This is a genomic window from Thermosynechococcus sp. PP555, from assembly GCF_031583225.1.
Classification (GTDB): domain Bacteria; phylum Cyanobacteriota; class Cyanobacteriia; order Thermosynechococcales; family Thermosynechococcaceae; genus Thermosynechococcus.
Genome location: NZ_CP134168.1, coordinates 13,770 through 38,226, shown reverse-complemented (window position 1 = coordinate 38,226; position 24,457 = coordinate 13,770). Strand labels below are relative to the sequence as shown.

The 24,457-nt window shown below is 51.5% G+C and carries 24 protein-coding genes and 1 pseudogene; 12 read left to right on the top strand and 13 right to left on the bottom strand.

The annotated features are described in order from the left end of the window. Positions 1 to 3: 3 nt before the first annotated feature. Genes RHH27_RS00180 through RHH27_RS00170 form a run of 4 tightly spaced genes read right to left on the bottom strand, consistent with a single transcriptional unit; the run spans position 4 to position 1,672 of the window. Positions 4 to 258 carry a DUF4168 domain-containing protein gene (locus tag RHH27_RS00180; RefSeq protein ID WP_302678529.1) on the bottom strand — a complete coding sequence of 85 codons (255 nt, stop codon included), beginning with the start codon at positions 256 to 258 and terminating at the stop codon, positions 4 to 6. Further along, positions 146 to 430 (bottom strand): glycosyltransferase family 2 protein, encoded by a 285-nt coding sequence (locus tag RHH27_RS13250; RefSeq protein ID WP_399373011.1) that lies wholly within the window; start codon positions 428 to 430, stop codon positions 146 to 148. The genes RHH27_RS00180 and RHH27_RS13250 overlap by 113 nt, the downstream gene beginning before the upstream one ends. A 50-nt stretch (positions 431 to 480) precedes the next feature. Further along, positions 481 to 1,248 (bottom strand): glycosyltransferase, encoded by a 768-nt coding sequence (locus tag RHH27_RS00175; RefSeq protein WP_302678528.1) that lies wholly within the window; start codon positions 1,246 to 1,248, stop codon positions 481 to 483. Positions 1,249 to 1,252: 4 nt separating this feature from the next. After that, a complete protein-coding gene (locus RHH27_RS00170; RefSeq protein WP_302678527.1) occupies positions 1,253 to 1,672 on the bottom strand; it encodes a DUF4168 domain-containing protein in 420 nt (139 codons plus the stop codon). Between the two features lie 314 nt (positions 1,673 to 1,986). Between RHH27_RS00170 and psaC the strand changes: the two genes are divergently transcribed. Beyond that, positions 1,987 to 2,232, top strand: coding sequence for a photosystem I iron-sulfur center protein PsaC (gene psaC, locus RHH27_RS00165; RefSeq protein WP_011056855.1), 246 nt, complete (start codon positions 1,987 to 1,989; stop codon positions 2,230 to 2,232). A 106-nt stretch (positions 2,233 to 2,338) separates the two neighbouring features. Here the strand turns inward: psaC and RHH27_RS00160 are convergent, their stop codons facing one another. Further along, positions 2,339 to 2,617 carry a hypothetical protein gene (locus RHH27_RS00160; RefSeq protein WP_149817044.1) on the bottom strand — a complete coding sequence of 93 codons (279 nt, stop codon included), beginning with the start codon at positions 2,615 to 2,617 and terminating at the stop codon, positions 2,339 to 2,341. A gap of 235 nt (positions 2,618 to 2,852) precedes the next feature. Here RHH27_RS00160 and RHH27_RS00155 point away from each other — a divergent pair, with 235 nt between their 5' ends. From RHH27_RS00155 to RHH27_RS00135, 5 genes and pseudogenes are all read left to right on the top strand, one after another. Then, positions 2,853 to 3,311 (top strand): type IV pilin-like G/H family protein, encoded by a 459-nt coding sequence (locus tag RHH27_RS00155; protein WP_302678526.1) that lies wholly within the window; start codon positions 2,853 to 2,855, stop codon positions 3,309 to 3,311. A 120-nt stretch (positions 3,312 to 3,431) separates the two neighbouring features. Then, positions 3,432 to 3,536 (top strand): annotated as a pseudogene (locus RHH27_RS00150) (IS630 family transposase); the annotation flags it as partial. A 170-nt stretch (positions 3,537 to 3,706) separates the two neighbouring features. Then, positions 3,707 to 7,087: a glycosyltransferase gene (locus RHH27_RS00145; RefSeq protein ID WP_302678525.1), complete on the top strand. Its 3,381-nt coding sequence runs from the start codon at positions 3,707 to 3,709 to the stop codon at positions 7,085 to 7,087. A 198-nt stretch (positions 7,088 to 7,285) separates the two neighbouring features. Beyond that, positions 7,286 to 7,582 carry a ferredoxin PetF1 gene (gene petF1 / locus RHH27_RS00140; protein ID WP_011056851.1) on the top strand — a complete coding sequence of 99 codons (297 nt, stop codon included), beginning with the start codon at positions 7,286 to 7,288 and terminating at the stop codon, positions 7,580 to 7,582. A gap of 105 nt (positions 7,583 to 7,687) precedes the next feature. Further along, on the top strand, positions 7,688 to 8,830 hold the full coding sequence (locus RHH27_RS00135; RefSeq protein WP_206200552.1) for a GNAT family N-acetyltransferase: 1,143 nt from the start codon (positions 7,688 to 7,690) through the stop codon (positions 8,828 to 8,830). Here RHH27_RS00135 and RHH27_RS00130 read toward each other — a convergent pair. The 4 genes from RHH27_RS00130 to RHH27_RS00115 all read right to left on the bottom strand — a co-directional run bounded on the left by RHH27_RS00130 (position 8,827) and on the right by RHH27_RS00115 (position 13,097). Beyond that, entirely contained in the window at positions 8,827 to 9,570 is a 744-nt protein-coding gene (locus RHH27_RS00130) for a hypothetical protein (protein WP_310437778.1), read from the bottom strand. The two genes, RHH27_RS00135 and RHH27_RS00130, sit on opposite strands and share 4 nt — an antisense overlap. A 41-nt stretch (positions 9,571 to 9,611) precedes the next feature. Further along, positions 9,612 to 11,087, bottom strand: a complete 1,476-nt coding sequence (locus RHH27_RS00125; RefSeq protein ID WP_302678523.1) for a hypothetical protein — start codon at positions 11,085 to 11,087, stop codon at positions 9,612 to 9,614. Between the two features lie 79 nt (positions 11,088 to 11,166). Then, positions 11,167 to 12,717, bottom strand: a complete 1,551-nt coding sequence (locus RHH27_RS00120; protein ID WP_302678522.1) for a DUF697 domain-containing protein — start codon at positions 12,715 to 12,717, stop codon at positions 11,167 to 11,169. Further along, entirely contained in the window at positions 12,714 to 13,097 is a 384-nt protein-coding gene (locus RHH27_RS00115) for a hypothetical protein (RefSeq protein WP_302678521.1), read from the bottom strand. Before RHH27_RS00115 ends, RHH27_RS00120 begins: the two co-directional genes overlap by 4 nt. A gap of 203 nt (positions 13,098 to 13,300) precedes the next feature. Between RHH27_RS00115 and gatA the strand changes: the two genes are divergently transcribed. Then, positions 13,301 to 14,749, top strand: a complete 1,449-nt coding sequence (gatA, locus tag RHH27_RS00110) for an Asp-tRNA(Asn)/Glu-tRNA(Gln) amidotransferase subunit GatA (RefSeq protein WP_302678520.1) — start codon at positions 13,301 to 13,303, stop codon at positions 14,747 to 14,749. 3 nt (positions 14,750 to 14,752) lie between these two features. On the opposite strand, the gene pstB is transcribed toward gatA, so the two are convergent. The 4 genes from pstB to pstS form a co-directional block, all read right to left on the bottom strand. Further along, on the bottom strand, positions 14,753 to 15,553 hold the full coding sequence (pstB, locus tag RHH27_RS00105) for a phosphate ABC transporter ATP-binding protein PstB (RefSeq protein ID WP_206200546.1): 801 nt from the start codon (positions 15,551 to 15,553) through the stop codon (positions 14,753 to 14,755). A 22-nt stretch (positions 15,554 to 15,575) separates the two neighbouring features. After that, positions 15,576 to 16,463 (bottom strand): phosphate ABC transporter permease PstA, encoded by an 888-nt coding sequence (gene pstA / locus RHH27_RS00100; protein WP_302678519.1) that lies wholly within the window; start codon positions 16,461 to 16,463, stop codon positions 15,576 to 15,578. Between the two features lie 8 nt (positions 16,464 to 16,471). Next, the gene (gene pstC / locus RHH27_RS00095) at positions 16,472 to 17,440 is read right to left on the bottom strand and encodes a phosphate ABC transporter permease subunit PstC (protein WP_206200544.1); all 969 of its coding nucleotides are present in this window, start codon (positions 17,438 to 17,440) and stop codon (positions 16,472 to 16,474) included. 105 nt (positions 17,441 to 17,545) lie between these two features. Beyond that, positions 17,546 to 18,592 carry a phosphate ABC transporter substrate-binding protein PstS gene (gene pstS / locus RHH27_RS00090; protein ID WP_225901600.1) on the bottom strand — a complete coding sequence of 349 codons (1,047 nt, stop codon included), beginning with the start codon at positions 18,590 to 18,592 and terminating at the stop codon, positions 17,546 to 17,548. A 749-nt stretch (positions 18,593 to 19,341) separates the two neighbouring features. Between pstS and RHH27_RS00085 the strand changes: the two genes are divergently transcribed. The 5 genes from RHH27_RS00085 to RHH27_RS00065 all read left to right on the top strand — a co-directional run bounded on the left by RHH27_RS00085 (position 19,342) and on the right by RHH27_RS00065 (position 24,368). Then, positions 19,342 to 20,394: a PstS family phosphate ABC transporter substrate-binding protein gene (locus tag RHH27_RS00085; RefSeq protein WP_399373003.1), complete on the top strand. Its 1,053-nt coding sequence runs from the start codon at positions 19,342 to 19,344 to the stop codon at positions 20,392 to 20,394. A 9-nt stretch (positions 20,395 to 20,403) separates the two neighbouring features. Next, on the top strand, positions 20,404 to 21,177 hold the full coding sequence (locus tag RHH27_RS00080; protein ID WP_302678517.1) for a PH domain-containing protein: 774 nt from the start codon (positions 20,404 to 20,406) through the stop codon (positions 21,175 to 21,177). Between the two features lie 486 nt (positions 21,178 to 21,663). Further along, positions 21,664 to 22,833, top strand: coding sequence for an RNA polymerase sigma factor RpoD (rpoD, locus tag RHH27_RS00075; protein WP_302678516.1), 1,170 nt, complete (start codon positions 21,664 to 21,666; stop codon positions 22,831 to 22,833). A gap of 10 nt (positions 22,834 to 22,843) precedes the next feature. Beyond that, entirely contained in the window at positions 22,844 to 23,179 is a 336-nt protein-coding gene (locus RHH27_RS00070; RefSeq protein ID WP_206200539.1) for a hypothetical protein, read from the top strand. A gap of 28 nt (positions 23,180 to 23,207) precedes the next feature. Beyond that, positions 23,208 to 24,368, top strand: a complete 1,161-nt coding sequence (locus RHH27_RS00065) for a PQQ-dependent sugar dehydrogenase (protein WP_399373413.1) — start codon at positions 23,208 to 23,210, stop codon at positions 24,366 to 24,368. Positions 24,369 to 24,457: the final 89 nt, after the last annotated feature.

The window sequence follows — 24,457 nt, the reverse complement described above, 5'->3', positions numbered from 1 at the left end:
TGATCAAGGTTGTTGCAATCGCAACATTTCGGCTTGGATGCGTTGGCTAAAGGCGCTGTCCTGCTGTGCTCGCAGTGTAATCGCATTGAATCGCTCTAAAGACATATTATATTTCCTCAGCACCTGCATTGCCTCACGCACATAGTTAGCACAGATGGTCTCCAAGCCACTGGGGATATTTTGGGGATTCATGCCAAAGCAAGAGTTGCGGGGCACTTGACCATGGCAACCCGCTTGGTGGCAAATAGTAGTTCCCATAGGGATAACTGGCTTCCTGTAATCCGCGATTACGGGCGGCGCTCACCCCTTGGTTTGGCTGTTGAATCAAACGCACACCCTGATCCAAAAAGCCGCGAACAATTTCAGCTCCAGCATCAGTTGACCCATCATCAACCACAAGAATCTCAGCTGCTGGGCTGGCTTGCTGCAAAACGCTCCTCAGCGTATGAGCAATATGCCTAGCTTTGTTATACAAAGGAATTACAACAGAAATTTTGATCTCTGTTGTTGAATGCGGAGCCAATATCTGATAATCCGACAAAAGAGTAGCAAAGTTTGGACAAGGAGGGAGTGTCCTAAACGAACTTGAACCCGATACATCTCAACAATCGATCCCAAAAGATCGCTACCACTGGTTCCATGGGGATGGAAACGCCCAGCAATAAAATCTCTCCTAGCAACCCTTGCGCCTGAACGAATTGCTTGCATAACAAAAAGCTCATCCGCTGCGATAGGAAAATGGCGGGAGTATTGACCAACCCTTTGGTGTAATGTGCGTCGAATTGCCAAGCCAACAGCATGACTAGTTACGTGAGCATGCATTCCCCTCCGCCATTCCCATGCTGGCTGCGAAACAGACGCTATGTCACGCTCTCCTATGTAATAGTTAGCAGTAACAAAATCCGCCCCTGTTTCCTCGCAAGCGATCTTGTATTGGGCAACTGCCTCAGGAAAGAGCTCGTCATCTGCACCCATCACCAGATAATAGTCTCCTGAGGCTAGGCGAATAGCACGGTTGAGGGCATCATAGATCCCAAAGTCAGGTCGCGAGTCGACAACGACTGCCTTGAGTTTAGCTGTTGCTGCTTCTATTAGCTCTAAAGTGCGATCTGTAGAACCACCGTCGGCAACGACCCACTCAAAGTCTGGATCGGTTTGAGCAATCAACGACGCAATCAACCGTGGCAGGTGTTCCTCAGCATTATAGGTCGCAGTAATAATACTTAGAGTTGGTTGAGTGGGTTTCATGGGTTCAAGGTCGCTGCAATCGCACCATCTCGGCCTGAATACGCTGACTCAAGGCGCTGTCCTGCTGTGCCCGCAGTGTAATCGCATTGAATCGCTCTAAAGACATATTATATTTCCTCAGCACCTGCATTGCCTCACGCACATAGTTAGCACAGATGGTCTCCAAGCCACTGGGGATATTTTGGGGATTCATGCCAAAGCAAGAGTTGCGGGGCACTTGACCTTGGAAAGCCACCTGAGCTTGACGATAGTATTTTTGACGAATGGGTTCAATTTCCAGAACCACGCGGGCATAGTTCATGATCTCCCACGGAGCGATCGCATCTGTGCGCGGGGAAGTTTGAGCCAAGGAATGAGGTGAAGGCACAGGCACCAGCAGTAGGCCTGCACTACACACAGCAAGGGGCAACCACTTCCAAGACATTGACCACCACACACAACGCATCCGACTACACTGTACTTGGAATCCCTAGAACCCTTTCAAGTTCCGCAACTCAAGCAAGCGCCACGGATTAAATGACTAAGATTGACCCCACAGTAGGTAAATTTACCAGACTTTACAAAAAAGTTACATTCTTTGAAGTTTGCTCATCCACCCCGCCGCGCAACCAACCACTGCGGTATCCTAAATCTCGGTATTTATCTCCAGACTGCCCTTATTGTCGTAGCTTAGGGGCTTCCTGAGTTGGCGGCAGGGCATCCACCTGTCATCCTGATCGTTTTAGGAGCGGTTACCACATGGCTCACACTGTCAAAATCTACGATACCTGCATTGGCTGCACCCAGTGTGTGCGAGCCTGCCCCACCGATGTGCTGGAAATGGTGCCTTGGGATGGTTGCAAAGCGGGTCAAATTGCCTCCTCCCCTCGCACAGAAGATTGCGTTGGCTGCAAACGCTGCGAAACGGCCTGTCCGACGGACTTTTTGAGCATTCGTGTCTATTTGGGTGCCGAAACCACCCGCAGCATGGGTCTAGCCTACTAGTCCCCTATTTTCGTGAAACCTTCGGTAAATCCTTGATTGGGCTTGAGGCAATATCCCTACGTCTCAAGTCTTTTATTTGTTTTAGCGGCCGTACTCTACCTACCGCTCAAGGCTGATCCTCGTTGCTGAGGCGGTTTTGCAGGTCATCCACCGCTTCATTAATTTGGGCAATTTTGGCCTCTAGCTCTAGGCGCATCGACTCCATTAAGTTGTCATCACTGCCGTTGAGAGGAGTGGCTTTATCCCCCCGCAGCCGTCTGGATTCACCCGTAGCTGCTTGCCGCAGTCTGTCCTTGACTAAAAGCGTGACAAGGGAACCCGCAATGCCCCCAAAAAGGGCACCTGCAAGAAATCCCCAGCCAAAGCCATTGCCACGGTTATTCATAAAGAGACTGATCAGGCTTGATAACTATAGACTAGCCTACTGCACATGAGGCGAAGATACCACGCGAGCCAGCTACCGCAAATTTAGCAGATTGGGAATGACGCCTACCGAGGGCACTCCAGTAGTAGCGGGGAAAAAATCGGAAACTTTTTAGCAGGGGTGTTAATTTTGCCGCAGGGGGTGGGTATGTTATGCCTAGAGGCGAATATCTCTTGACTTAAGGAGTCTCAAAAATATGAAAACCGAACTGAAAGCGAAATTCCTCCAGCACCTGCTGGCCAAGAAAAAAGCCAACGAAGGCTTCACCCTGATTGAACTGCTGGTGGTGGTGATCATCATCGGTATCTTGGCCGCCATTGCCCTGCCCTCCATGCTCAACCAGGCGGCTAAAGCTCGTCTCTCTAGCGCCAAGAACACGATCGGTGCCATCAACCGTGCCCAACAGGCCTATCGTTTGGAAAACACAAATTTTGCACCTGATGTCACAACCCTGAAGCTAGGGGTCTCGACACCTGATGGATACAACACGCCTGGAATTACGGTTAATGCTGGGGCAAGTGCTATCGCCCAAACGACCTCTATTGACGACCAAGGGACAGGGGTCACAGGTTGTGTGACGGTGAACAACGGTATCACGACCTCTACAATTGTGACAGGCGCCAATAATAATGCTCCTAGCTGCCCTTCTTCCTAACTGCCCTTCTTAGGTCAATGCAGTAGGACTGCCTAAGTTTTTTTGCAGAGTTTTACTGATAAAACCTGAAGTGCCAAGAATTCTGTATTCTTGGCCTTTTATTTATATCTAGATTTTATTTTGAATGTGATTGAGCATGACTTTAGTGCGCTGAAGCAAGCGCGGATGTATGCGGGGTCAAACTGTTCTATGGATGAGATGATTCGCGAGTATTGTGCTGGATAATGTCTCATTCTTGATTGGAATAGCTATATTAGTCTTAAGTTAAGTTTTAAGTCAAAGTTGGCTTTACTCAGTCAAACCAAATTAGAGCTAAAACGAGGTATTCTTGGCTTTTTTCACCAAAAACTATTACCTTAAGAGAAAATTAGTCTGGTCAGTTACCCTCTGCTCCTATGCGCATTCTCTTTATTGATCGGATTGGTTGGCAGTACACACTCAACACACCCTATGAAGCTCCCTTAGGGGGGTCACAGTCGGCGTTGTGTTATCTGGCGGAGCAATTGCAACAGCGAGGGCACGAGGTCTGGCTCTTCAATAACACGCGGCATATTGAATGTATTCGGCAGGTTCCCCATCTGCCCCTAGCTTGGCTGACGCTGCCATTCCTTGAGCAACTGCAACCTGATGTGGCCATTATTTTAAATAGTACCGCTGCGGCTGACCAGCTTCGTTTAGTGTTGCCACCCCAGACTCCCCTATTACTATGGACACAACACGCTGCCGATCAACCTGCCGTTGAATCTTTGCAATCCCCTGAACATCAAGAGGTCTATCAACGGATTATCTTAATTAGTCAATGGCAGCAAGAGCAATATATTGAAGTATTCAAGATTCCTGTTGAGAAAACCGCTGTCCTGCGTAATGCCATTGCCCCTTGTTTTGAAAACCTTTTTGATCCTACAGAATCTATCCTTAAGGCAAAGGCGCAACCCTTGACGCTGGCCTATACGAGTACCCCCTTTCGCGGTTTGCATCTACTTCTTGATCTCATGCCTTCGCTGCAGGCGAGCCATCCCGCAGTACGTCTCAATGTTTATTCCAGCATGAAGGTTTATCAAGCCAGCGAGGCTGAGGATCAACAGCGGTATGGGAACCTTTACCAACGCTGCCATGACTTGGCCAATGTTAATTATATTGGCTCACTCCCCCAACCAGAACTAGCTCAAGCCCTTAAATCCACTGCCATTTGGGCTTATACGAATGCCTTTGCTGAAACCTCCTGCATTGCCGCAATGGAGGCTATGGCCAGTGGTTGCTACGTCATTACTAGTGAACTGGGGGCACTCCCTGAAACAACAGCGGGCTTTGCTGACCTCATCCCTCTTCCCCACGAGGACTATCTGGCTGCCTATGGCTGCGTGCTTGATCAGGTGATTCAACGGTTTAAAGACCCTCAAGCCCATGCCGCCCTCGATGCCCATCTCCGTGCTCAAGTGGACTACATCAATTGCCACTGCACATGGTCAGTTCGTGCCCGCGAATGGGAAGCATTTCTAGAACAGGTGTTGACAGAGTCTGTGGTAATGTTGGGCAACTGGCAGCAGCGACTTCGCTATTATCTTGAACAGGGACGATATGAGGATGTACTAGCTGCCTGCGAGACATTGAGCGAGCAGTTTCCTGCAGAGCACTACTGGGTTGCCTATCAAGGCGCCACGTACATTTTTCAGGGCAAGGAGACAGAGGCACAGCTGCTGTGGTCAGCGTATCTCAGTGACTTTACTGAAGAAGAGCAAGTAGAAATTACGGCAACATGGGCACCCATCTTATTGGAGCTTGCAAATTTACCCTGCAACACCTTAGAATTGCAATTTGCTCTCACAAGCTACGCCTACGAATTTACCCCTAACCTCAAGATAGGGTTGAAATTAATTAACCTCTCACTTCAATTACGATTCGGCACAGAAGAAATTACTCACTTGTTACATCAACTCACTGCTTTATTGCCACCAAATGAAGGCTTAGAGGAAATTAACCCTGATGATGTTGTTAATACAGTGCAGCACTTAGTGGGTGACAACAGTGAGCTAGAGGGGTTGCCTGAGTTTATCAAAGCGCTAGGCCAATATCCATCACTGCAACCTGCGCTTGAGAAGGCAGTGTTTGAAATGCTCAATAATCATCCTGCTAACCTAGCTCCTTCCCTAGCTGAGGTTTATCTAAAAATTGCTGAGGAAAAATGGGGATTGTACGAGTTTCTTTCTCGTATTTGTGCTAAGAGCAAGTTACATGAGTTGGCACTTTACTGTGCAAATAAGCTCTTTGATTATCCACTGACACTTTTGGGGGAGGATGTCAGCCCCACTTCTAAACTGCACGTGCTACAAACGTTTAAGTATGATCTCAATTATTCTGAAGAAGTTGCAAATCTGTGGAAGAGATGGCTTGAGAACGCCGATCGCTGTAATCAATTTCTTGCAGAGAATATCAGCAGTCAACAAATTGACTTTGGCAGCATCTTTTATGCTATCTCTTCTTACTTTCATCTGACACATCAATTTGATGAACCTTCTAAGATTAAACCAATCTATAACAGGCGTAATAAAGTCTTTTATGAAAATGCTCAGTACTTTCTACCCGTCAATAATTACTATGCTAATTATCAACGATCTTTACATTCTTCTATAGAGAGTTCATCTACTGAGAAAATTAAGGTTGGATTTATTGGCAATTGTTTTCACGAGCATCCTGCGGGTCATCAGGTTCGTGCCTTTATTCGGTTGTACGATCGCCAGCAGTTTGAATTTTATGGTTATAATCCATGGTTTCGTACCAGTAAGGAAGACCAACTTTCTCGCTGGTTTCAAGCTAGTTTCGATTACTTTCGCAGTTGTGACACAAAAGTCAATGAGATTGCTCAGCAGATTTATGACGATAAAATTGATCTTCTCATTGACTTAGATAGCTGCACCAGTGACCTTACCTATCAAGTTCTCACCCTCAAGCCAGCACCTGTACAAGCGACATGGGTGGGCTTTGATGCCATTGGCTTGCCAACAGTAGATTACTTTATTGTTGACCCGTATATTCTTCCCGAGGGAGCGCAGGCATGGTACACAGAAACCCTGTGGCGCCTGCCGGATTGTTATCTCTCCCTTGATGGCTATGAGGTGGCCAACAAAACTGGGATTCGCGATCAATTGGGGCTGAGTGCCGATACGGTGATCTTTCTGTGTGCCCAGCGAGCCAGTAAAATTCAACCCGAAATGCTCAAGCTGCTATTTGCCATTGTTGAAGCGGTGCCAAATGCTGTACTCATTGTCAAGTACCACGCTAGTAGCTCGATTTTTGAGGAGTGGTGCCGCAGTGTGGCGGAAGCTGCCGGATTTGATTTAAGCAAACTCTATTTCTTGACATCAAATCTGCCAGAGATCCACCGTGCCAATCTCTATGATGTGGATGTGGTGCTGGATACCTATCCCTATGCTGGGGGAGCAATGAGTCTTGAAGCCCTCTGGTTGGAGGTGCCAATTGTTACAAAGGTAGGCCAGCAGTTTGTGGCACGCCATACCTATACTTTCCTGAAAAATGTTGGCGTTGAGGAGGGGATTGCCTTCAATGATGAGGAGTATGTGAATTGGGGAATTCGTTTCGGGACGGAGCCAGCGCTGCGGCAGCAGGTCAGCTGGAAACTGCGCCAAGCTAAACGCTATGCCCCCCTGTGGAATCCCCAACGCTTTAGCCGTGAGATGGAGCAAGCCCTAACGGCCATGGTGAATCGGTATCGGACAGGGGAGTTGGTTGTGCCCCCGCGCCATCGAGTCGGAGAATAGAGCCAGTCATCGAGTTTGCTTAATTTTCTCCATAGGGTTCAATGTCTATAAGTATTTCAGATACCTTGGGAGCCTTAGATTACGAAAACGATACAAGGAGCGACTTGAATCCAACCATCAAGGTTAGGGTTTTCCCCTAGTATCTAAATTGGAGCGTGATGGCTCCCTGCCTTTTCCATACATGAGAGGACAAGATTCATGGCAACCTACAAAGTAACGCTAGTGCGTCCTGATGGAAGCGAAACAACAATTGACGTGCCCGAAGATGAGTACATTCTGGATGTGGCTGAAGAGCAAGGCTTAGACCTGCCCTTCTCCTGCCGTGCTGGTGCTTGCTCGACCTGTGCCGGCAAGCTGCTGGAAGGGGAAGTGGATCAGTCGGATCAATCCTTCTTGGATGATGACCAAATCGAGAAGGGCTTTGTGCTCACCTGTGTCGCCTATCCCCGTTCTGACTGCAAAATCCTCACCAACCAAGAGGAAGAACTTTACTAAGGCGATTTTGCACAATTTATGTTGCTGGGGCGGTTGTCGTTGGGCATCGCCCCTTTATTTTGGGACTGGAGTCCTTAAGATGGAAGTAGTGATTGGTGCCGGCTGATGGTTTCCGACTTGCCCTCCACTGGTGATTTGATTATCCGTCCCTTGGCCTATCGGGATGTGGAGGTGGTGGAACAGCGGCTGTGCCATGAAGGGGTACATGATCAACCCTTTGGTCTGCCGTCCTTGGCGGGTGGCCTGATGACCTCACCGCTGCATCTATTGCAGTGGCTAACGGGGATGAGCAAGCTGCGGATTTATGTTGCGGAGCGGGACAACCAAGTGTTGGGCGTTGTGCAGGTGGCTCCCTTTAATGAAAGTCGCACCACATGGCAGGTGCAGCAATTGGCCGCCCAAGAGTTTACGGAGGTGGGGACACAACTCCTGCGCCACTGTTTTAGTACCCTTGTGGAAGCCCGTACTTGGATGGTTGAAATCAATATTGACCACCGTGAAGCACTAGACCTCTACCGCCAAAATGGCTTTCAACCCTTGGCGCATCTCACCTACTGGCAAATTTCAGCGGATCAGTTGGCAGAACTGGCACAGGGCACACCTTGCTTGCCTAATTTGCTGAAGGTCACGAATGCTGATGCACGGTTGCTGCATGAGTTGGATACGATGTCGATGCCGGCACTGGTGCGCCAAGTCTTTAATCGCCACTATCGGGACTTTCAAACGAGTCTTTTGGATTGGCTACACCACGGTTTGGCCAGTTGGTCGCAACAGGTACAAGTGCATCGTGCTTATGTGTTTGAACCACAGCGGAAGGTGGCGATCGCCTCCTATACACTCCATACCAGCCAAGATGGACACACGCCCCACTGGCTAGACTTAACAGTACATCCTGCCTATACAAATCTGTATCCAGGGGTACTGACCCACATTGCTCGCTTGGTGCAGGCCTATCCGCCCGTACCTCTACTGCTGTCTTCGACGGATTACCAAGGGGAGCGAGAAGCCTACCTTGAAAGCTGGGCGGAACCGGTTCGCCGCAGTTTAATGATGTCGCGCTCGGTGTGGCACAAGGTGCGGGAAGTGCGATCGCCCCTGCCGGAAGGCTTGACCTTATCAGAAGTGCTGCAAGGCCTGCAAACCCATCGCCGTCCTCAACCCGGTCAGATTCATACCAAAGAGGGAGCACAGGCCTACTACCGCGAGCACTCACCCGAAAACACATCGCCCCCAGAAGCCCAATCCTAATCTTGGGAGAGGGAAATTTCCGAGGTTTCAGTGTAGCCTTGGAGGGCTTGTAAAAGGCGTTGGATTGCGGTTTCATTGTCGAGGGGCAACCCTTCAGGTTCAGCAACAGCCGTGCGCTGGGTGAGTTGCGGTAGAGTGTCGAGGGGTTGACCGTAGGTATTGCCCTTGGTGGCCAGCGGTGTGCTTCGGGGCAGCGGGTTGAGGAAGCTAATTTGCTCAGGCAAGTAGAAGATGGGTTGCAGGTGCTCTAGGGGAAAGGTGCCATAGCCTTGGGCATCCGCTGGATGGTGTTGCCAGTAGTCAAGAAGGGTCTGGCGATCGCAAAAACCCAGCATCTGTGCCTGACGGCGATCGCGATCCAAACCAACAGCAACTGCCAAATCGGCGTTGATCACCCCCAAAAATGTCGGGCAATGGATCCGCAGAGACTCTCCCGCCTCGACAGGATAGATAGATAACTGCACCCCTTCCAAGTTGAGATCCGCAATGTCCACAAGGTCAAGAACCTCTGGCCGCTCACACCAAGTGGTACTCAAGGTCAGATCATCGGGCAGATCGTCCAGATCATCCTGCTTACTGGGAACACCCTCATTTTCCCACCAGTCAATGAAGGCGTAGAGGGCAACCAAATAGGGCAGAACCTGCCGTTGCCGACTGGGACGACATCCCTGAAGCACCGCATGGGCGGCATCCAATATCAGGGAACGAATGGGAACAGTCGGTGCCAAAAAGGAAGTCATAGCCGTCGTCATCCAAACCAAGTACGAAAAAGCGAGGCTGCCTAGGGAAGGTAGTAAATATCGTTATGCTCACACCACTGCGCAAGTTTGGCCTCTATTTGCTCATCAATTTGTTTTGCGGTGTAGCGGCCACGGGCATAATCAGGGTGAATTTCACGGCGGGTTTGCCGTCGTTGGTGGGGGCTGGGGATTGATTGGGTTTCATACCATCGCCTCATCCATTGCGGAATCTGGGGATCTTGAAAGAATTTACGGTAGAGCCACAGGCGGTATTCACGACCGAGGCAGCGAGAAATCGTGGGCTGGCTGACAAAGAGTTCACGGGCAATTTCGGCTTGGGTACGGCGACGCTCACACCAATCCCTGACCCATGTCGGCGTCTGCGGATCATTGAGAAACTCCACTATGCACTCCACCCCTTGGCCATTGCTGGTTGGCAGTGTGCGGGTATCGGGATAGTTGTCAATCCATTCTTGGTTGCTGTCGGTGGAGCAAATGTTCAGAGAGCGAGTGGACTGCACATAACGTCCAAGAATACGCCGCACCTGTTGATGAATGTCGCGGGTGTACTCGATCGTCCAGCCCAAGAGTTGGGCAATGTGCTGGCGCAAGCGAGCCGTCGAAGCACGGATACGGGGATCGGTAATTTCCGTTTGGACAATCGTAATCAACTGAGCGCAGGCTTTGGGATCAATCTCCCGTTGTACCTCAGGGGGTGCTGCTTGATAACGATCTTGAAAGACTTGCAGGGCGCGGTTGTCATAGAAGAGCAGTTCATCGGCCTCGCGCTTGAGGAGTTTGCGTTTTTCATCCGCCAGTTTATTGCTGATGACCGTGCGCACCCATGCTTCAAAGGTGGGACGACCATGACCAGTGGCACCAAAGGGCTTGAGGGGGTCAAAGGATTTCATTGCTTCCCAGAGCCAGCCCGTGAGGTTACTTTGGCATTGCTCGGGATCAGAACTCCCCAGACACACCGTGCGCAGGAGATCGCGGTACTCTTGGCGAAACTGGGGGGATAGGAGAACCGTTGCGCCGAGTTCTTGACGTAGGCACTGGATAAAGAAGGCAAGGAAACACTCGGCCTCTGTCAATTCGGGAGAGGGATTACGGTTGGCTAGGGCTGGGCGACTAAAGGCAAGCACCAGTTGCTTTAGGGGTTGATTGTACTGGCCACGATTGAGGCGATCGTACTCGTCTTGAATGACGGTAGCGGGAATTTGCAGTAACCGCTGCACCGTTTTTTGCACTGCCTGCTGTTGGAGTTGATCGCCGCTCAAGTTTTCTAGGCAGCGAGGAAAGAGGCGAAAATAGGCTTCCACTAGGCGTTGGAGATAGCCGCCGCGTTGACTCAGATGGGTATCAATGTTGCGCTCGAGGATGGCTCGCAGGGCTTGAGAGAGGGGCTTCGTCACAGCGGGCGATCGCTCCCCGGCCAAATAACGAGACCGAGCTGCCTGCAATAACTGCGGCAGTTGTTCCACCTCAAGATCGGGACTGCGGGTCGAGAGACTCATCCGAAATCGGTAACATAAAATAGTTACTGAACATAGTAGCGGTTTTTGCTAAGACCCTTGGGGGAATCCTAAGAATACCTTAAGGCAGCTCTTCCTCATGGGATAAGGGTGTTTTCATTGCTTCAGGCATCATGGTGCCAAGGTGCGACGGTAAGCGGGCGATCGCCTGCTGCACAAAGGAGCGAATAAATTCATCGCGGCGATTGAGTTCAAATTGCTGTTGAACTACTTCACTGATGCCACCATCGCCCCAGTCTTGGTTGTGGCGAAAATATTCCATAAAACTTTTGCCCGCAATCCGAGTGAGATAGGCGGCTGTAATTCCTTGGACGGCTTTGCCCACCACCAGCCCCCCCATGCTCAATTGCAAGGCCGTACCGACGAGATTCATGGCTCCCTTAACAATGCCCAAGCTGGCCAGGGTTTTGCCTAGGGAAAGAGCTAGCTCGCGGGCGCGATCGCGATTCAGGTCACAGCCATAGACCTTGCCAATTTCCATCACCATTTGCGCATTCACGGCGGCGGCAGCCAGTAGATCTACGCCGGGAATCGGCGTGACACAGACCACACCCGCACTGATCCACTGGTAGCGCTCCACTACCTTATCGGCTTGGCGGCGCCGTTGCTGATCAATGATTTTGCGAGCCTGCTCCCCTAGGCGTTGCGACTGCAAGAGGATATTATCTGCCACGAGGTCATCCCCTTCCTCGCGGAGAATGGCACTCAGCCGCCGAATCAATGGCCAAATATGGGGTTCGGGTTCTAACCACTCTCCTGTGTCGAGGCGAATCGGTTGGGGACGGGCGGCAATACCCACCACATCTTGGGGTGGAATCAACCCCTTGACCCGCTGCCGTAGATGGCGCAAAAGAGCCAGTTGATCGGCCTCGGAGCGCAAGTCAATTTTATTGAGCACCAAGAGCGATCGCTTGCCCATTTCCACCAAGTTGACCAAGGGGGTATATTCCGACTGGCGCAGGTCATCATCGAGCACAAAAAGGAGTAAGTCTGCTTCGGCGGCCAGTTGTCGCGCTAATTGTTCCCGGTAGGTTCCAGCCACACCCGCCTCCAAAATGCCGGGGGTATCGGTAATCAGAATTTCCCGCTCTGTATTAGGTAGCCAAAAACGATAGGTTTGCCCCACCGCCGTCGTGCCCATTGTTGGTGCCACTTCCCCCACCATCTCCCCCATGAGGGCATTGACAAGAGAGGTTTTACCCGCCGAACCGGTGCCAAAGACCACAATGCGCAATTCTTGGCGGTAAAAATCCTCCGCCAGCTCCCGTGCCCGTGCCAACAGTGCTTGCCGTGCCACCTCATCTTCAATTTGACTCAGTTGCTGCCGTAGGGCTTTGAGGTTTTCAGCGGCGGCCTCCGTTTTATCGAGGGGGGCTTGGGGCGTAGCGGTGGCGGGCTTGCCCTTGCGCTCAAGTAAGTACAGGTAACGAAAGAAGGTATAGAGCAGCCCCCCCAATAGACCAATGAAAATCAGCACCAAGAGATTGGCCAAAAAGGGGGCAGTAAAGGCCACCTGCACATAGAGCCACGTGAGTGCCGATATCAACCAGAGGATGAGCACCAGAATGGCGCTGAATCCCAACAGGGGCCAAAACCAGCGCTTGGGGGTCATGGCAGGTATTTCATCAGACGTTGTAGGAAGGGCAATTGCAGCGATCGCCCCTGCCACAACTGTACCATCAGCCCCAAGTTCACCAGAAAATAGGCGGATCCCCAGAGACTATTGAGAAAGAGTAATAGGCCATGATGCAGAGACTGGGCTTCACTCACGCTGACCGCCCCATTCAGCAGGCCATAGCCCAACAGCCAAATGAGACCAATGAGAACAGCGAGGCGGCTCACTTGTCGGGTCTGGCGATCGCTCCCCCGGCGACTCAACTGCCACAGTGCTGGAATCATGCCAAAAATGGGCAGCAAATAGACAAAGAACAACAATCGCTGCAATGTCGGGTTGGTAAAGGCTTCCCGATCCACGGGGTCGAGCGGTTCCATCGAATACTCCCCAAGGGCATGAGCACCGTCGTCAGGGCTTCTTGATTCCTAATATATCGCTGATTGATTCAGAGACAGCCCTGTGCCAAAGCGCTGCATCTGGAGCAATAAATGATCAGCCACATTGCTAAACTTAAGATTGGCCTGTTTGCGGCCATGCCCGCGATCGCCAGTGTTGCATTGTCACTAGGGAATCTGCATTTATGTCAGTGATTCAGGAGCTCCACCGTCAACTCGTTCGCAAAGAACGCTCCGCCACTGAAATTACCCAAGCTTACTTAGATCGCATTGCCCAAGTGGAGCCAACGCTCCATAGCTTCTTAACCGTGACGGGCGATCGCGCCCTTGCCCAAGCGGCCGCTGTAGATGAGCGCATTGCTGCCGGTGAAGAGATTGGTGTGCTCACAGGGATTCCCTTGGCCATCAAGGATAACCTTTGCACCTACGGTGTGCGCACCACCTGTGCCTCTAAGATGCTGGAGCACTTTGTCCCCCCCTACGAATCCACCGTGACCCAAAAATTGCAGGCCGCTGGCGCGATTATGGTGGGCAAAACCAATCTCGATGAATTTGCCATGGGCAGCTCCACCGAAAATTCTGCCTTTGGTTTCACCGCCAATCCTTGGCATCCAGAGCGGGTCTCTGGGGGGTCTTCTGGGGGATCTGCTGCCGCCGTTGCTGCCGGGGAATGTGCGGCTGCCCTTGGTTCCGATACCGGCGGTTCCATTCGTCAACCCGCCGCCTTTTGTGGGGTGGTCGGCCTCAAACCGACCTATGGTTTGGTGTCGCGCTATGGCCTTGTTGCCTATGCGTCGTCATTGGATCAAATTGGGCCTTTGGCACCGACAGTTACTGATGCTGCGATTCTTTTGGGGGCGATCGCGGGGCATGATCCCAAGGATGCCACCAGTCTCAGCGTGTCGATTCCCGACTACACCCAAGCCCTCAAACCCGATCTCAAGGGAATGCGCATTGGCGTTATTCAAGAAACAGTGAGTGAAGGCATCCAACCAGAAGTGAAATCTGCCCTTGAGGCCGCCCTAAAAACCCTAGAGGAATTGGGAGCCACGATTGTTGAACTCTCCTGTCCCCGCTTTGCCTACGGCCTGCCCACCTACTACATTATTGCCCCTTCGGAAGCCTCGGCAAACCTAGCCCGCTATGATGGCGTGAACTTTGGTTTTCGCGCTGAAGGAGCCAGCGATCTCCTTGAAATGTACATGAAAACCCGCGCCCAAGGCTTTGGGGCTGAGGTGAAGCGACGGATCATGATTGGCACCTACGCCCTTTCCGCTGGCTACTATGATGCTTACTACCTACGGGCACAAAAGGTACGCACCCTGATCAAAGAAGACTTTGCCCAAGCCTTTGCACAGGTGGATGTTTTGGTCTGCCCCACAGCTCCCACCACTGCCTTCAAAGCTGGGGAGAAAACCGCCGACCCCCTGAGTATGTACCTGTCAGATCTGATGACCATTCCCGTCAACCTTGCCGGGCTACCAGGCTTGAGCCTCCCCTGTGGCTTTGATCACGAAGGGCTGCCCATTGGTCTGCAATTGATTGGCAACGTCCTAGGGGAAGAGACCCTATTTCACGTTGCCTATGCCTATGAACAGGCGACCCCTTGGCACCAGCAGCAGCCGCCGCTTTAGACCTTAGCCGAAACGGCCACTGACATAATCCATCGTGGCTTGCTCTTTGGGGTTATTGAAGACAATGCTAGTATAGTCATACTCAACGAGGTAGCCTACCCGGTTGCCCCGTTCTGTGGCCTCGGCATTAAAGAAGGCAGTGCGATCGCTCACCCGAGTCGCCTGTTGCATATTGTGGGTCACGATCACAATCGTGTAGTTCTGCTTCAATTCATGGATCAGTTCTTCCACCTTGAGGGTAGAAATGGGGTCAAGGGCAGAACAGGGTTCATCCATGAGGATGACCTCGGGCTTGGTGGCGATCGCCCGCGCAATACATAGCCGTTGCTGTTGTCCGCCAGAGAGCGACAGACCATTTTCTTTGAGCTTGTCCTTCACCTCATCCCAAAGAGCCGCCTGCCGTAGGGCAGTTTCCACTAGCTCACCCAAATCCCCCTTATACTTATTGACCCGCGCTCCAAAGGCCACATTGTCATAAATTGACTTGGGAAAGGGATTAGGCTTTTGGAACACCATACCAATACGCCGCCGCACCTCCACGGGATCCACCTCCTTGGCGTACAGATCCTTGCCGTGGTAGGTAATCTTGCCCTCTACCCGAGCACCCGGCACCAGATCATTCATGCGGTTAAAACAGCGCAGCAGCGTGCTCTTGCCACAACCCGATGGGCCAATGAGAGCCGTTACTTCATTGGCATAGATGTCCATCGTCACATCCCGTACTGCCCGAAATGAGCCATAAAAAATCGAGGCGTTCTGCACTTGGAAAACCACTTTAGGAGTAGGTTTAGGGTAAGTTGTCATAGAACAGTTACCTTTTAAGTCTTTAGTAGCGTTTCTTACGAGTGAGTAAGCGGGAGCCAATACTGACGATCAAAATGATGCTCAGCAACACCAACGCGCCTGCCCATGCCAGTTCCTGCTGGGGTTTGTAGGGAATGATGGCAAAGAAATAAACCTGTACCGAAAGCGTGGAAATGGGGCGAAACAAATCCGTTGACCAGAAATTATTATTCAGAGCCGTAAAGAGGAGAGGTGCCGCTTCACCCCCTGCCCGCGCCACCGCTAGAGTTACCGCAGTAGCAATAGAGGGCAACGCCGCAGGGAGAACAACTCGCGTTACCGTCTCAAAACGAGTGGCACCCAATCCCAATGCTGCCAGACGAACCTCCTCAGGTACCAGCACCAAGCCTTCCTCTGTGGTTCGCATCACAATGGGCAGCATGACCACTGCCAGAGCCACCCCACCGGCAAAGGCACTAAAGGTGCCCATCGTCATGACCACAATCGTATAGGAAAACAAACCCGCAATGATAGCGGGCACCCCACTGAGAACGTTTGCCGAAAACCGCACCCAATAGGCGATTTTGCTCCCCCGCCCAAATTCGGACAGCCACACAGCGCCCAAAACGCCAATGGGAACACTAATCGCCATGGCAACAGCGAGCACGATTAACGTACCAACGATCGCATTTCCCAAGCCCCCCCCACTCAAACCCGGCGGCGGTGGCAGTTTTGTAAACAGATCTAAGTTAATCCGAGGCAGTCCTTGGGACGCCACATTGATGACAATGGCTGCCAAGGGAATCACCGCAATGACAGCAAACAGTCCCGTCACACCTGTCATCAACAGACCAAAGAGGTTTCGTGCCGAAGTCCAGACCTTGCCTAGTTGAATCTCTGCGGTAGAAAGGCGGTTACTGATCTCTGTCATGGTGCAACCTATCGCTCAACGTTTTGAAACTTCTTAATAATGATTTCTGCCAAGATATTGACCAGCAGTGTCAGGATCATGAGCACTAAACCGGCATACAGCAGTGCAGCCACTTGCTCTCGCCCTGCTTCCCCAAACTGGGAGGCAATCAATGACGCGATCGTCGAACCCGGCTCAAGGATTGAGAGGCTGATGCGGTTGGTATTGCCCACGAGCATAGCTGCGGCCATCGTTTCCCCCATCGCCCGACCGAGAGCCAACATAATCGAACCCACAATTCCAGAGAAGCCAGCAGGAATGAGCACCCGCAAAATCGTCTCCCAGCGGGTGGCGCCTAGAGCCATTGCTCCTTGGCGTAAGTAAGGAGGCAAAGAAACCAGCGTTTCCCGTGAAATGGAGGTGATCAGGGGCAAAATCATGAACGCCAGCACTAGACCTAAGGTGAGGATGCTGTTACCGCGAGGACTGGTACCAAAGAGAGGAATCCAGCCGAGGTACTCGTGCAGGAAATTGTAAAATGGCCGCAAAAAGGGAATCAGCACAAAGATGCCCCACAGGCCAATGACCACACTAGGAATGGCAGCTAATAGCTCAATCGCAAAGGCAATTGGGGTACGAATGTACGTAGGTAGAAAGTCCTCACTGAGAAAGACGGCAATACCCAGTCCTAGGGGAACTGCCACCAGTAGGGCAATGAGGGCACTAACAAGGGTACCGTAGATTTGGGGTAGGATGCCGTAGATATTTTGCACCGGATCCCATGTGGTGCTAGCCAGAAAGCGCAGACCAAATCGTGTAATTGCAGGTATAGCCGCAAGGCCAATTTGAATCACAATCCAGAGCAGGGCAACAGCCACCGCCAAGGCAAAGACCATTGTCAGATAGTAGAAGGATTGATCGAGGTAGTAGCGGAGGTTTTTCCGTGCCTCAATCGCAGCCAAATCCGGTGATTCAGGGGGAGTGCTGGTAACAGCCATAGGGTTTCACGGGTAATATTGATCAGTTGCCTCAATTGCCATAACTGGCTCTTTTTCATCCTAGGGGATTGCGAGGGGGAAACACTCCCCCTGCGGTTGCATGATTTAGCCTGTGACTTTCACCTTATCGAGGGTTGCCTTGACTCGCGCGACGATGTCGTCAGGCATGGGAACATAGTCCAGTTGTTCGGCAATGCTTTTGCCCTCATTGCCCAGTGCCCAAAGCAGCACATTTTCAAGGGCTTGCCATTTTCTGCCATCTTGGTACTCAGGGTACACCAAGATCCATGTCAAGCCAGCGATGGGAAAGGCTTCGGGATTTTCGGGATCCGGCACTAGCAATGCAAAATCTTCGGGAACGTCAGCGCCCTCAAAGGCTTTGGAGGCAGCTTCCGGGGAAGGATAGACGAAGTTACCTGCCTTGTTTTCCAGTAGGGCGCGGGGCAAGTTGTTGAGTTTGGCATAGGCATACTCGACGTAGCCAATGGTGCCTTCGTTTTGCTGAATTTGGGCAGCCACGCCTTCATTGCCTTGGCCACCAACACCCACAGGCCAATTGACGGAGGTGCCAACCCCTGCCGGCCAGCCAGGACACACGGTGTTGATGTGGTTTGTGAAAATAAATGTGGTGCCACTGCCGTCAGAGCGGTGGGCAAAGGTAATTGGTTTATCGGGAAGCGTTTTACCCTCATTTGCAGCAACCAGCTTGGGATCATTCCAGCGGGTAATTTTGCCCATGACGATGTCGCAATAGACCGCCCGCGGTAATTTCAGTTCATCCACACCGGGCAGGTTATAGGCAAAGACAACGGCACCACCGACCATGGGAACTTGGATGGGGTCAGCCTTGTATCTTTCCTGAAAGGACTTCAGGCGATCGCCGGCTATCGGTGCATCGGAACCAGCAAAATCCACTGTGCCGTTAATATACTGCTCCAAACCAGCACCACTGCCAACGGATTGATAACTGATTTGGACGTTGGGATCAACCTGCTGGGCGTAGGTCTTGAACCAGTTTTGGTAAAGGGGGGCAGGAAAACTGGCGCCGGCACCATTAATATTTATCGGCTCGCCCGCTTGATTTGGGCCACCCCCTCCTTGAGGACCGCAAGCAACAACGATGCCAGCGGTAATAATAGCGGAGAGGATCATGAGAATTCGAGATTTTCTGAGTTTGAAGATCATAAGCGCGATCGCAAGTCAGGACAATGAACGAATGCATTGATGCATCAGTAGTTACAGCCCCTCTCGTGAGGATTGAGACTGCTCCAAACAGTTAGAACGATTGTGCGCTGACAGCAGGCACGAGGCTCTCATCCCCGTTCATGTGCTCCATAGTTTTTAGAACAAGGGCTGTATGACAGCTTGCTCGATAGCAACGACAAATCTATCGCGACTCAAAGACAAGCTAGGGCGATAATACGGGAACGATGTAAAGGTTAGGTTAAGAACGACTCCATCTGTTAATTAAGTTTTTTTATTATTGTGCAGTCTCTGTCGATCTGAACCAAAGCTTGGGTAGGGCAGTCTAAACTTAGTTTTCCGCTGGGTGTAGTGAGGAATACTTTCAAGGAAGCAATTTATAAAAATTTTCTTAATCTCTAGGTTCCTGAGACCAAAGGCAGCCTAAGATTATCGCTAGGGTGTTCTCAACAATACTTTCTCTAGGGAGAAGGGCTAACGAAATACCTTAAGATAAGACTTTTTAAGTCTCAATTCTTTGAATTCAAGTTACTAACTTTAGAAGGATTTATATTAATAACTCATCTTTGAAGTTTTATTTATAAATAGTTTTGGCAAGTTATTCATCGTTTTTAGTGATTTTGTTTTAGTGGGGAAATAGTTGAATTCACCAATTTTCTAATTGATGCAATATCCGTCATTTTTAGAGTGAGGCTTGAGTGATGCAGTTTCAGCAATTGAGGCGCGGCGTTTTACCCCTTTTGGCCATCATCTTTGTGGGCTGCACAATGGAGGCGGCATCTAATGACCCAATGCTCAAGGTGATTCGGGTGGATGGATCGAGCACGGTTTATCCCATTTCCAGGGCGATCGCCGAAGGGTTTAAGACCACGCCCAATGGTCAAGAGGCCGATATTGCCGTTGCTTTTTCAGGGACATCTGCTGGCTTTCGCGCCTTTTGTAGCGGCAAAACGGATATTAGTGACGCCTCTCGCCCGATCCTCATTACTGAAATGAACGAGTGCATTGCCAATGGTGTCCCCTTTATTGAATTGCCCATTGCCTTTGACGCGCTGACGATCGCCGTCCATCCCCAAAATACTTGGCTCAAGGAAATTTCTGTGGCTGAGCTGAAAAAACTCTGGGAAAAAGCGGCGGAGCAAAAGCTCACTCGCTGGAACCAATTACGTCCCGACTTTCCCAATGCACCCATTGTGCTCTGGGGACCAGGTCAAGATTCAGGCACCTTTGATTATTTCAACGAGGCGATTCTTGGCAATCAGCGCGGCTCTCGCACCGACTACAAAGCCAGCGAAGACGATAACGAAATCGTAGCGGGTATTGCCGGGGATGTGAATGCCCTTGGTTATCTTCCCTATGCTTACTACATGGCCAACCAGAATCGGCTACGAGCTGTGCCCGTCAATGATGGCCGAGGGGCAATTCCGCCTTCAGTGGAAACGGTGCAAAACAGTACATACCAGCCCCTCTCGCGCCCCCTCTTCCTCTATGTCAATGCCAAATATGCCCAAGACAAGCCCCTGCTGCGACAGTTTGTTGAGTACTACATCCAGCAGGCACCGACGGTCGTTCCCAAGGTCGGGTATGTTCCCCTTACGCCCGAAGGCTATCGCTTGGCAGGCATTCAGTTTATTCGCCTAGAGGTGGGGACTGCCTTCAAGGGGGTACCTGAACCTGATGTGACGATTGAAGAGGTGCTGCGACGTCAGGTGATCTTCCAAGAGGCCCATGCCAATAATCCGACCCCCTAGAATAGGGGCATGGAAATTATCGAGAAGTCTCAGCAGCGGCTGATTTTGCGCAGTCGCCCTTGGGGGGTGTGGCTGGCAGGTCTGATATTCTGTGTTGGTGCTGCTGTACCGATTTGGTTTGCAGCCCGCTATGAGCTGGTGTGCCGCCATGAGGTTCGCGTTATTGATAGTCGCTGTCGCTGGGTGCGCTCTGGGGCAACGGGGGTACAGATCACCCAAATTCCCCTGAATCGGCTCCAAGGGGTGGGCATTATCGAGCAGTGGCGCTCTAGTCGCGGACGACGCTACCGTGTCTATCAGGTGCACCTACAAACCGCCGCGGGTTCTATTGCCTTTGGTGAATTTACCCGCGATCGCCAGAATCGGGAAGCCGTTGCCGAACGCATCCGTCGCTTTTTGCAGCAGCCGCAACATCCCCCTTTAACATTAGTGGAAGACAACCACTGGTGGGGATTTTTGATCTTAGCTATTGGCTGGAGTCTAGGCTTACCCCTAATCTTTATCGGAGCCAAGGTGCTGGTGCTGGTTTTTGATAAAAGTGCAGGCGTGGTATCGCTGCAATATAGCAGTCTTCTCAGGACAGAAAAGAAAACCTTCCCTTGGCATGACCTCAAGGATGTCGTCGTACAGCTCTCCCGTGGTAAGAAGGGCAGAGTATCAGCTCGTTTGGCCTTGGAGTTACAGAATAGGCAGGTAATTCCCCTGCGGTTTTATTACAGCAGTGATGTCAGGGGCACTCAGGCACTGCAAGCCACGATTCGGGCGTTTCGTGATCGTTCGTGATCAAACGTAACGGGTACGGCGGAACGGCAATAAATTAGCTAGGCTAGAAGCAAGAAATTTCCCTCAGCAGGGATAGAAATTTTATCTGAGAACAGCAAATTAGAATTTGTTAGCGGTTGTTGACGCGAGCGATCGCTAGCCCTGAATTCCCGAAAAATTTATCCCTTTGCTGTGGGCGATTTCTGTTAGAAAGGCTACAATCAATGAGGTTTTAGTTAAAATTAGTCAAAAGATTCCTGCACAGTCTCAACCGCTCGCTACTGCCTGCTCCCTGACCCCATGGGTCACACAGGAAATTTTTCAAGATGATCCAGCGGCAGAGATCCTGAGGATGTGGAATCTAGAGCCTATGCCCCCGTCCAACCGCTTTCCTTAGCTACATTCCATGATTGAAATGTGGCTGACGATTCTAGCGTCACCAAAGGCAACGGTTGCCGACAACACACTGACAATACACATTTAGGGAGATTTTACGAGGACAACGGCATGACCCAAGCGAATGTACTTGACGTTTACGACCCCGCAACAGCCCCCCTTGAGGATGAGGTGGCTCTACTCAGTGACTATGGCCTTGATGCTGTAGAAGCCGAAGAAGAGGAGGAGAGCGAAGACTTTGAGGAGGTCAGCGACGATCTTGACGACAAGCCCACAAAAGGTCGTGCCAGCCGACGGCGGACACAGGTCAAGAAGAAACACTACACCGAGGACTCGATACGCCTCTATTTGCAAGAAATTGGCCGCATTCGTCTGTTGCGTGCCGACGAGGAAATTGAATTGGCGCGCAAAATTGCCGATCTCCTAGAAATGGAGCGAGTGCGCGATCGCCTGTGCGAACAACTGGGCTGTACCCCTGAAGAACTAGAGCGCAATCCCGAACCCTGGGCGAAGGAACTGGGGATGACGGTGCAAGCCTTTCGCCATCGCTTATTTGTGGGTCGCAAAGCCAAAGAAAAAATGGTGCAATCGAACCTGCGACTGGTGGTCTCGATCGCCAAAAAATACATGAACCGGGGGCTATCCTTTCAGGACTTGATTCAAGAGGGCAGCCTAGGGCTCATCCGCGCTGCTGAGAAATTTGACCACGAAAAGGGCTATAAATTTTCCACCTACGCCACCTGGTGGATTCGCCAAGCCATTACCCGTGCCATTGCCGATCAATCCCGCACCATTCGTCTGCCTGTGCACCTGTACGAAACCATTTCGCGGATTAAGAAAACCACTAAACTCCTCTCACAGGAAATGGGGCGCAAACCCACTGAGGAAGAAATTGCCGATCGCATGGAAATGACCATTGAAAAACTGCGCTTCATTGCCAAATCGGCACAACTGCCCATCTCCCTAGAAACCCCTATCGGTAAAGAAGAGGATTCCCGTCTGGGGGACTTCATTGAATCCGACGGTGAAACCCCTGAAGATCAAGTGTCCAAGCACCTGCTGCGCGAAGATTTAGAAACGGTATTGTGCACCCTTAGCCCCCGCGAGCGAGATGTGTTAAAACTGCGGTATGGCTTGGACGATGGTCGCATGAAAACGTTGGAGGAAATTGGTCAACTCTTTAATGTCACCCGTGAGCGCATTCGCCAAATTGAGGCCAAGGCCCTGCGGAAACTGCGCCATCCCAACCGCAACAGTGTCCTCAAAGAATACATTCGTTAAGGAGTCGTTTATGTTGCGTCCCCTCATTGCCCTGACCGTTGGTCTGTCTGCCACTTTGGTGGCAATGCCGCAACCCAGTTCTGCCCAAGCCTGTGCCTATGCCAAAGGGTTAAGTCATCAAAGTCTGAGTAATTCCTCATTCTTCGATAGCAGCAAGCTGCCGATCGCCCTTGGACTGGGTGCAGGTGCAATTACAGCAGCGGCAGTGGGGGTGACCCTCTGGCAACGGCGGCAGCAAACGGATGCCCCGACCCCTGCTTCTGATGCTGCCTCTTTGGAACTGCCGGTGGTCTTGCCGGAGTCTGAAGGTGCAGAGCGTTCTGAAGATGTGACACCCATTGCCTAGTTATCGATTTGTCAAATTACTCCCCCTCATGGGGGCGATCGGGGTATTCCTAGGCTGTAGTCCCATTGCGCAGTCGGATACCCCGTTACCCTTATCAACCGCTGAACCCCTGTTAGAATCGCAGCCACCACCAACACTGGCGGTACGCATTGAAACCGTTGTTGAAGAGTTAGAGCATCCTTGGGCAGTAACTTGGCTGCCGGATGGCAGTGCGTTGATTACTGAGCGCCCCGGACGGTTGCGGCGATTTCACCAAGGGCGTTTGGGTTCACCTATTCGTGGCGTGCCGCCGGTCTTTGGCCAAGGCCAAGGGGGCTTATTGGATGTCGCCCTTCACCCCCGCTTTGCTGAAAACAATTGGGTTTATCTTACCTATGCCCATGGCACAGCATCCGCGAATCGTACTCGCCTAGCACGGGGGCGTCTGGTGGGCGATCGCCTTGAAGAGGTGACAGTTCTCTTTGAAGTCTCGCAAGCGAAAACTGGGGCACAGCATTTTGGCTCCCGCTTGGCTTGGCTCCCCGACGGCACATTGCTCATGGCCATTGGCGATGGCGGCAATCCCCCAATTGAACTGGAAGGCAAATTAATTCGCGAGCAAGCCCAAAACCGCCGCAGTCATTTGGGCAAAATTATTCGCCTGCGGGACGATGGCACTGTGCCGGAGGACAATCCTTTTGTGGGCGATGCCACGGCCACCCCCGAACTCTGGAGCTACGGCCACCGCAATATCCAAGGACTGGTGGTTGATCCAGTCACAGAAACGGTGTGGTCAACGGAGCACGGCTCCCTTGGTGGTGATGAACTCAATCGCATTGAACGTGGTGCCAACTATGGTTGGCCAGTGGTCACCTATAGCCGTGAGTATTGGGGGGCAGAAATTACCCCAGAGCGGCGCCGGCCGGGAATGGTGGATCCTTTGGTGGTGTGGACACCGGCCATTGCGCCTTCAGGGCTAGCAGTTTATCGGGGCGATCGCGCTCCCCAGTGGCAAGGTGCCCTTTTTACCGGCGGTCTCGTCTCCCAAGATGTGCGCAAAATTCGAGTCAATACCAACAATGCTGTTGTAAGCCAAGGGCGCATTCCAATAGGTCAGCGGGTACGGGATGTGCGCCAAGGCCCCGATGGTTACCTGTACGTTCTCACTGATGATCCCCAAAATGGCCGATTGTTGCGTTTAATTCCTTAACGTTCAGCTAAACAAATCTTTATCGCCACTTAAATACAAGCCAATATCTTGAGTCGAGGAACAAAAAGCAGTCGCAGGTGAGGTGTGAC

What these genes read in the sequence shown, in the direction of transcription:
- RHH27_RS00180 (WP_302678529.1), bottom strand. Translation starts at nt 258, where the DNA reads ATGGGAACTACTATTTGCCACCAAGCGGGTTGCCATGGTCAAGTGCCC.
- RHH27_RS00175 (WP_302678528.1), bottom strand. Translation starts at nt 1,248, where the DNA reads ATGAAACCCACTCAACCAACTCTAAGTATTATTACTGCGACCTATAAT.
- RHH27_RS00170 (WP_302678527.1), bottom strand. Translation starts at nt 1,672, where the DNA reads ATGTCTTGGAAGTGGTTGCCCCTTGCTGTGTGTAGTGCAGGCCTACTG.
- psaC (WP_011056855.1), top strand. Translation starts at nt 1,987, where the DNA reads ATGGCTCACACTGTCAAAATCTACGATACCTGCATTGGCTGCACCCAG.
- RHH27_RS00160 (WP_149817044.1), bottom strand. Translation starts at nt 2,617, where the DNA reads ATGAATAACCGTGGCAATGGCTTTGGCTGGGGATTTCTTGCAGGTGCC.
- RHH27_RS00155 (WP_302678526.1), top strand. Translation starts at nt 2,853, where the DNA reads ATGAAAACCGAACTGAAAGCGAAATTCCTCCAGCACCTGCTGGCCAAG.
- RHH27_RS00145 (WP_302678525.1), top strand. Translation starts at nt 3,707, where the DNA reads ATGCGCATTCTCTTTATTGATCGGATTGGTTGGCAGTACACACTCAAC.
- petF1 (WP_011056851.1), top strand. Translation starts at nt 7,286, where the DNA reads ATGGCAACCTACAAAGTAACGCTAGTGCGTCCTGATGGAAGCGAAACA.
- RHH27_RS00135 (WP_206200552.1), top strand. Translation starts at nt 7,688, where the DNA reads ATGGTTTCCGACTTGCCCTCCACTGGTGATTTGATTATCCGTCCCTTG.
- RHH27_RS00130 (WP_310437778.1), bottom strand. Translation starts at nt 9,570, where the DNA reads ATGACTTCCTTTTTGGCACCGACTGTTCCCATTCGTTCCCTGATATTG.
- RHH27_RS00125 (WP_302678523.1), bottom strand. Translation starts at nt 11,087, where the DNA reads ATGAGTCTCTCGACCCGCAGTCCCGATCTTGAGGTGGAACAACTGCCG.
- RHH27_RS00120 (WP_302678522.1), bottom strand. Translation starts at nt 12,717, where the DNA reads ATGACCCCCAAGCGCTGGTTTTGGCCCCTGTTGGGATTCAGCGCCATT.
- RHH27_RS00115 (WP_302678521.1), bottom strand. Translation starts at nt 13,097, where the DNA reads ATGGAACCGCTCGACCCCGTGGATCGGGAAGCCTTTACCAACCCGACA.
- gatA (WP_302678520.1), top strand. Translation starts at nt 13,301, where the DNA reads ATGTCAGTGATTCAGGAGCTCCACCGTCAACTCGTTCGCAAAGAACGC.
- pstB (WP_206200546.1), bottom strand. Translation starts at nt 15,553, where the DNA reads ATGACAACTTACCCTAAACCTACTCCTAAAGTGGTTTTCCAAGTGCAG.
- pstA (WP_302678519.1), bottom strand. Translation starts at nt 16,463, where the DNA reads ATGACAGAGATCAGTAACCGCCTTTCTACCGCAGAGATTCAACTAGGC.
- pstC (WP_206200544.1), bottom strand. Translation starts at nt 17,440, where the DNA reads ATGGCTGTTACCAGCACTCCCCCTGAATCACCGGATTTGGCTGCGATT.
- pstS (WP_225901600.1), bottom strand. Translation starts at nt 18,592, where the DNA reads ATGATCCTCTCCGCTATTATTACCGCTGGCATCGTTGTTGCTTGCGGT.
- RHH27_RS00080 (WP_302678517.1), top strand. Translation starts at nt 20,404, where the DNA reads ATGGAAATTATCGAGAAGTCTCAGCAGCGGCTGATTTTGCGCAGTCGC.
- rpoD (WP_302678516.1), top strand. Translation starts at nt 21,664, where the DNA reads ATGACCCAAGCGAATGTACTTGACGTTTACGACCCCGCAACAGCCCCC.
- RHH27_RS00070 (WP_206200539.1), top strand. Translation starts at nt 22,844, where the DNA reads ATGTTGCGTCCCCTCATTGCCCTGACCGTTGGTCTGTCTGCCACTTTG.
- RHH27_RS00065 (WP_399373413.1), top strand. Translation starts at nt 23,208, where the DNA reads ATGGGGGCGATCGGGGTATTCCTAGGCTGTAGTCCCATTGCGCAGTCG.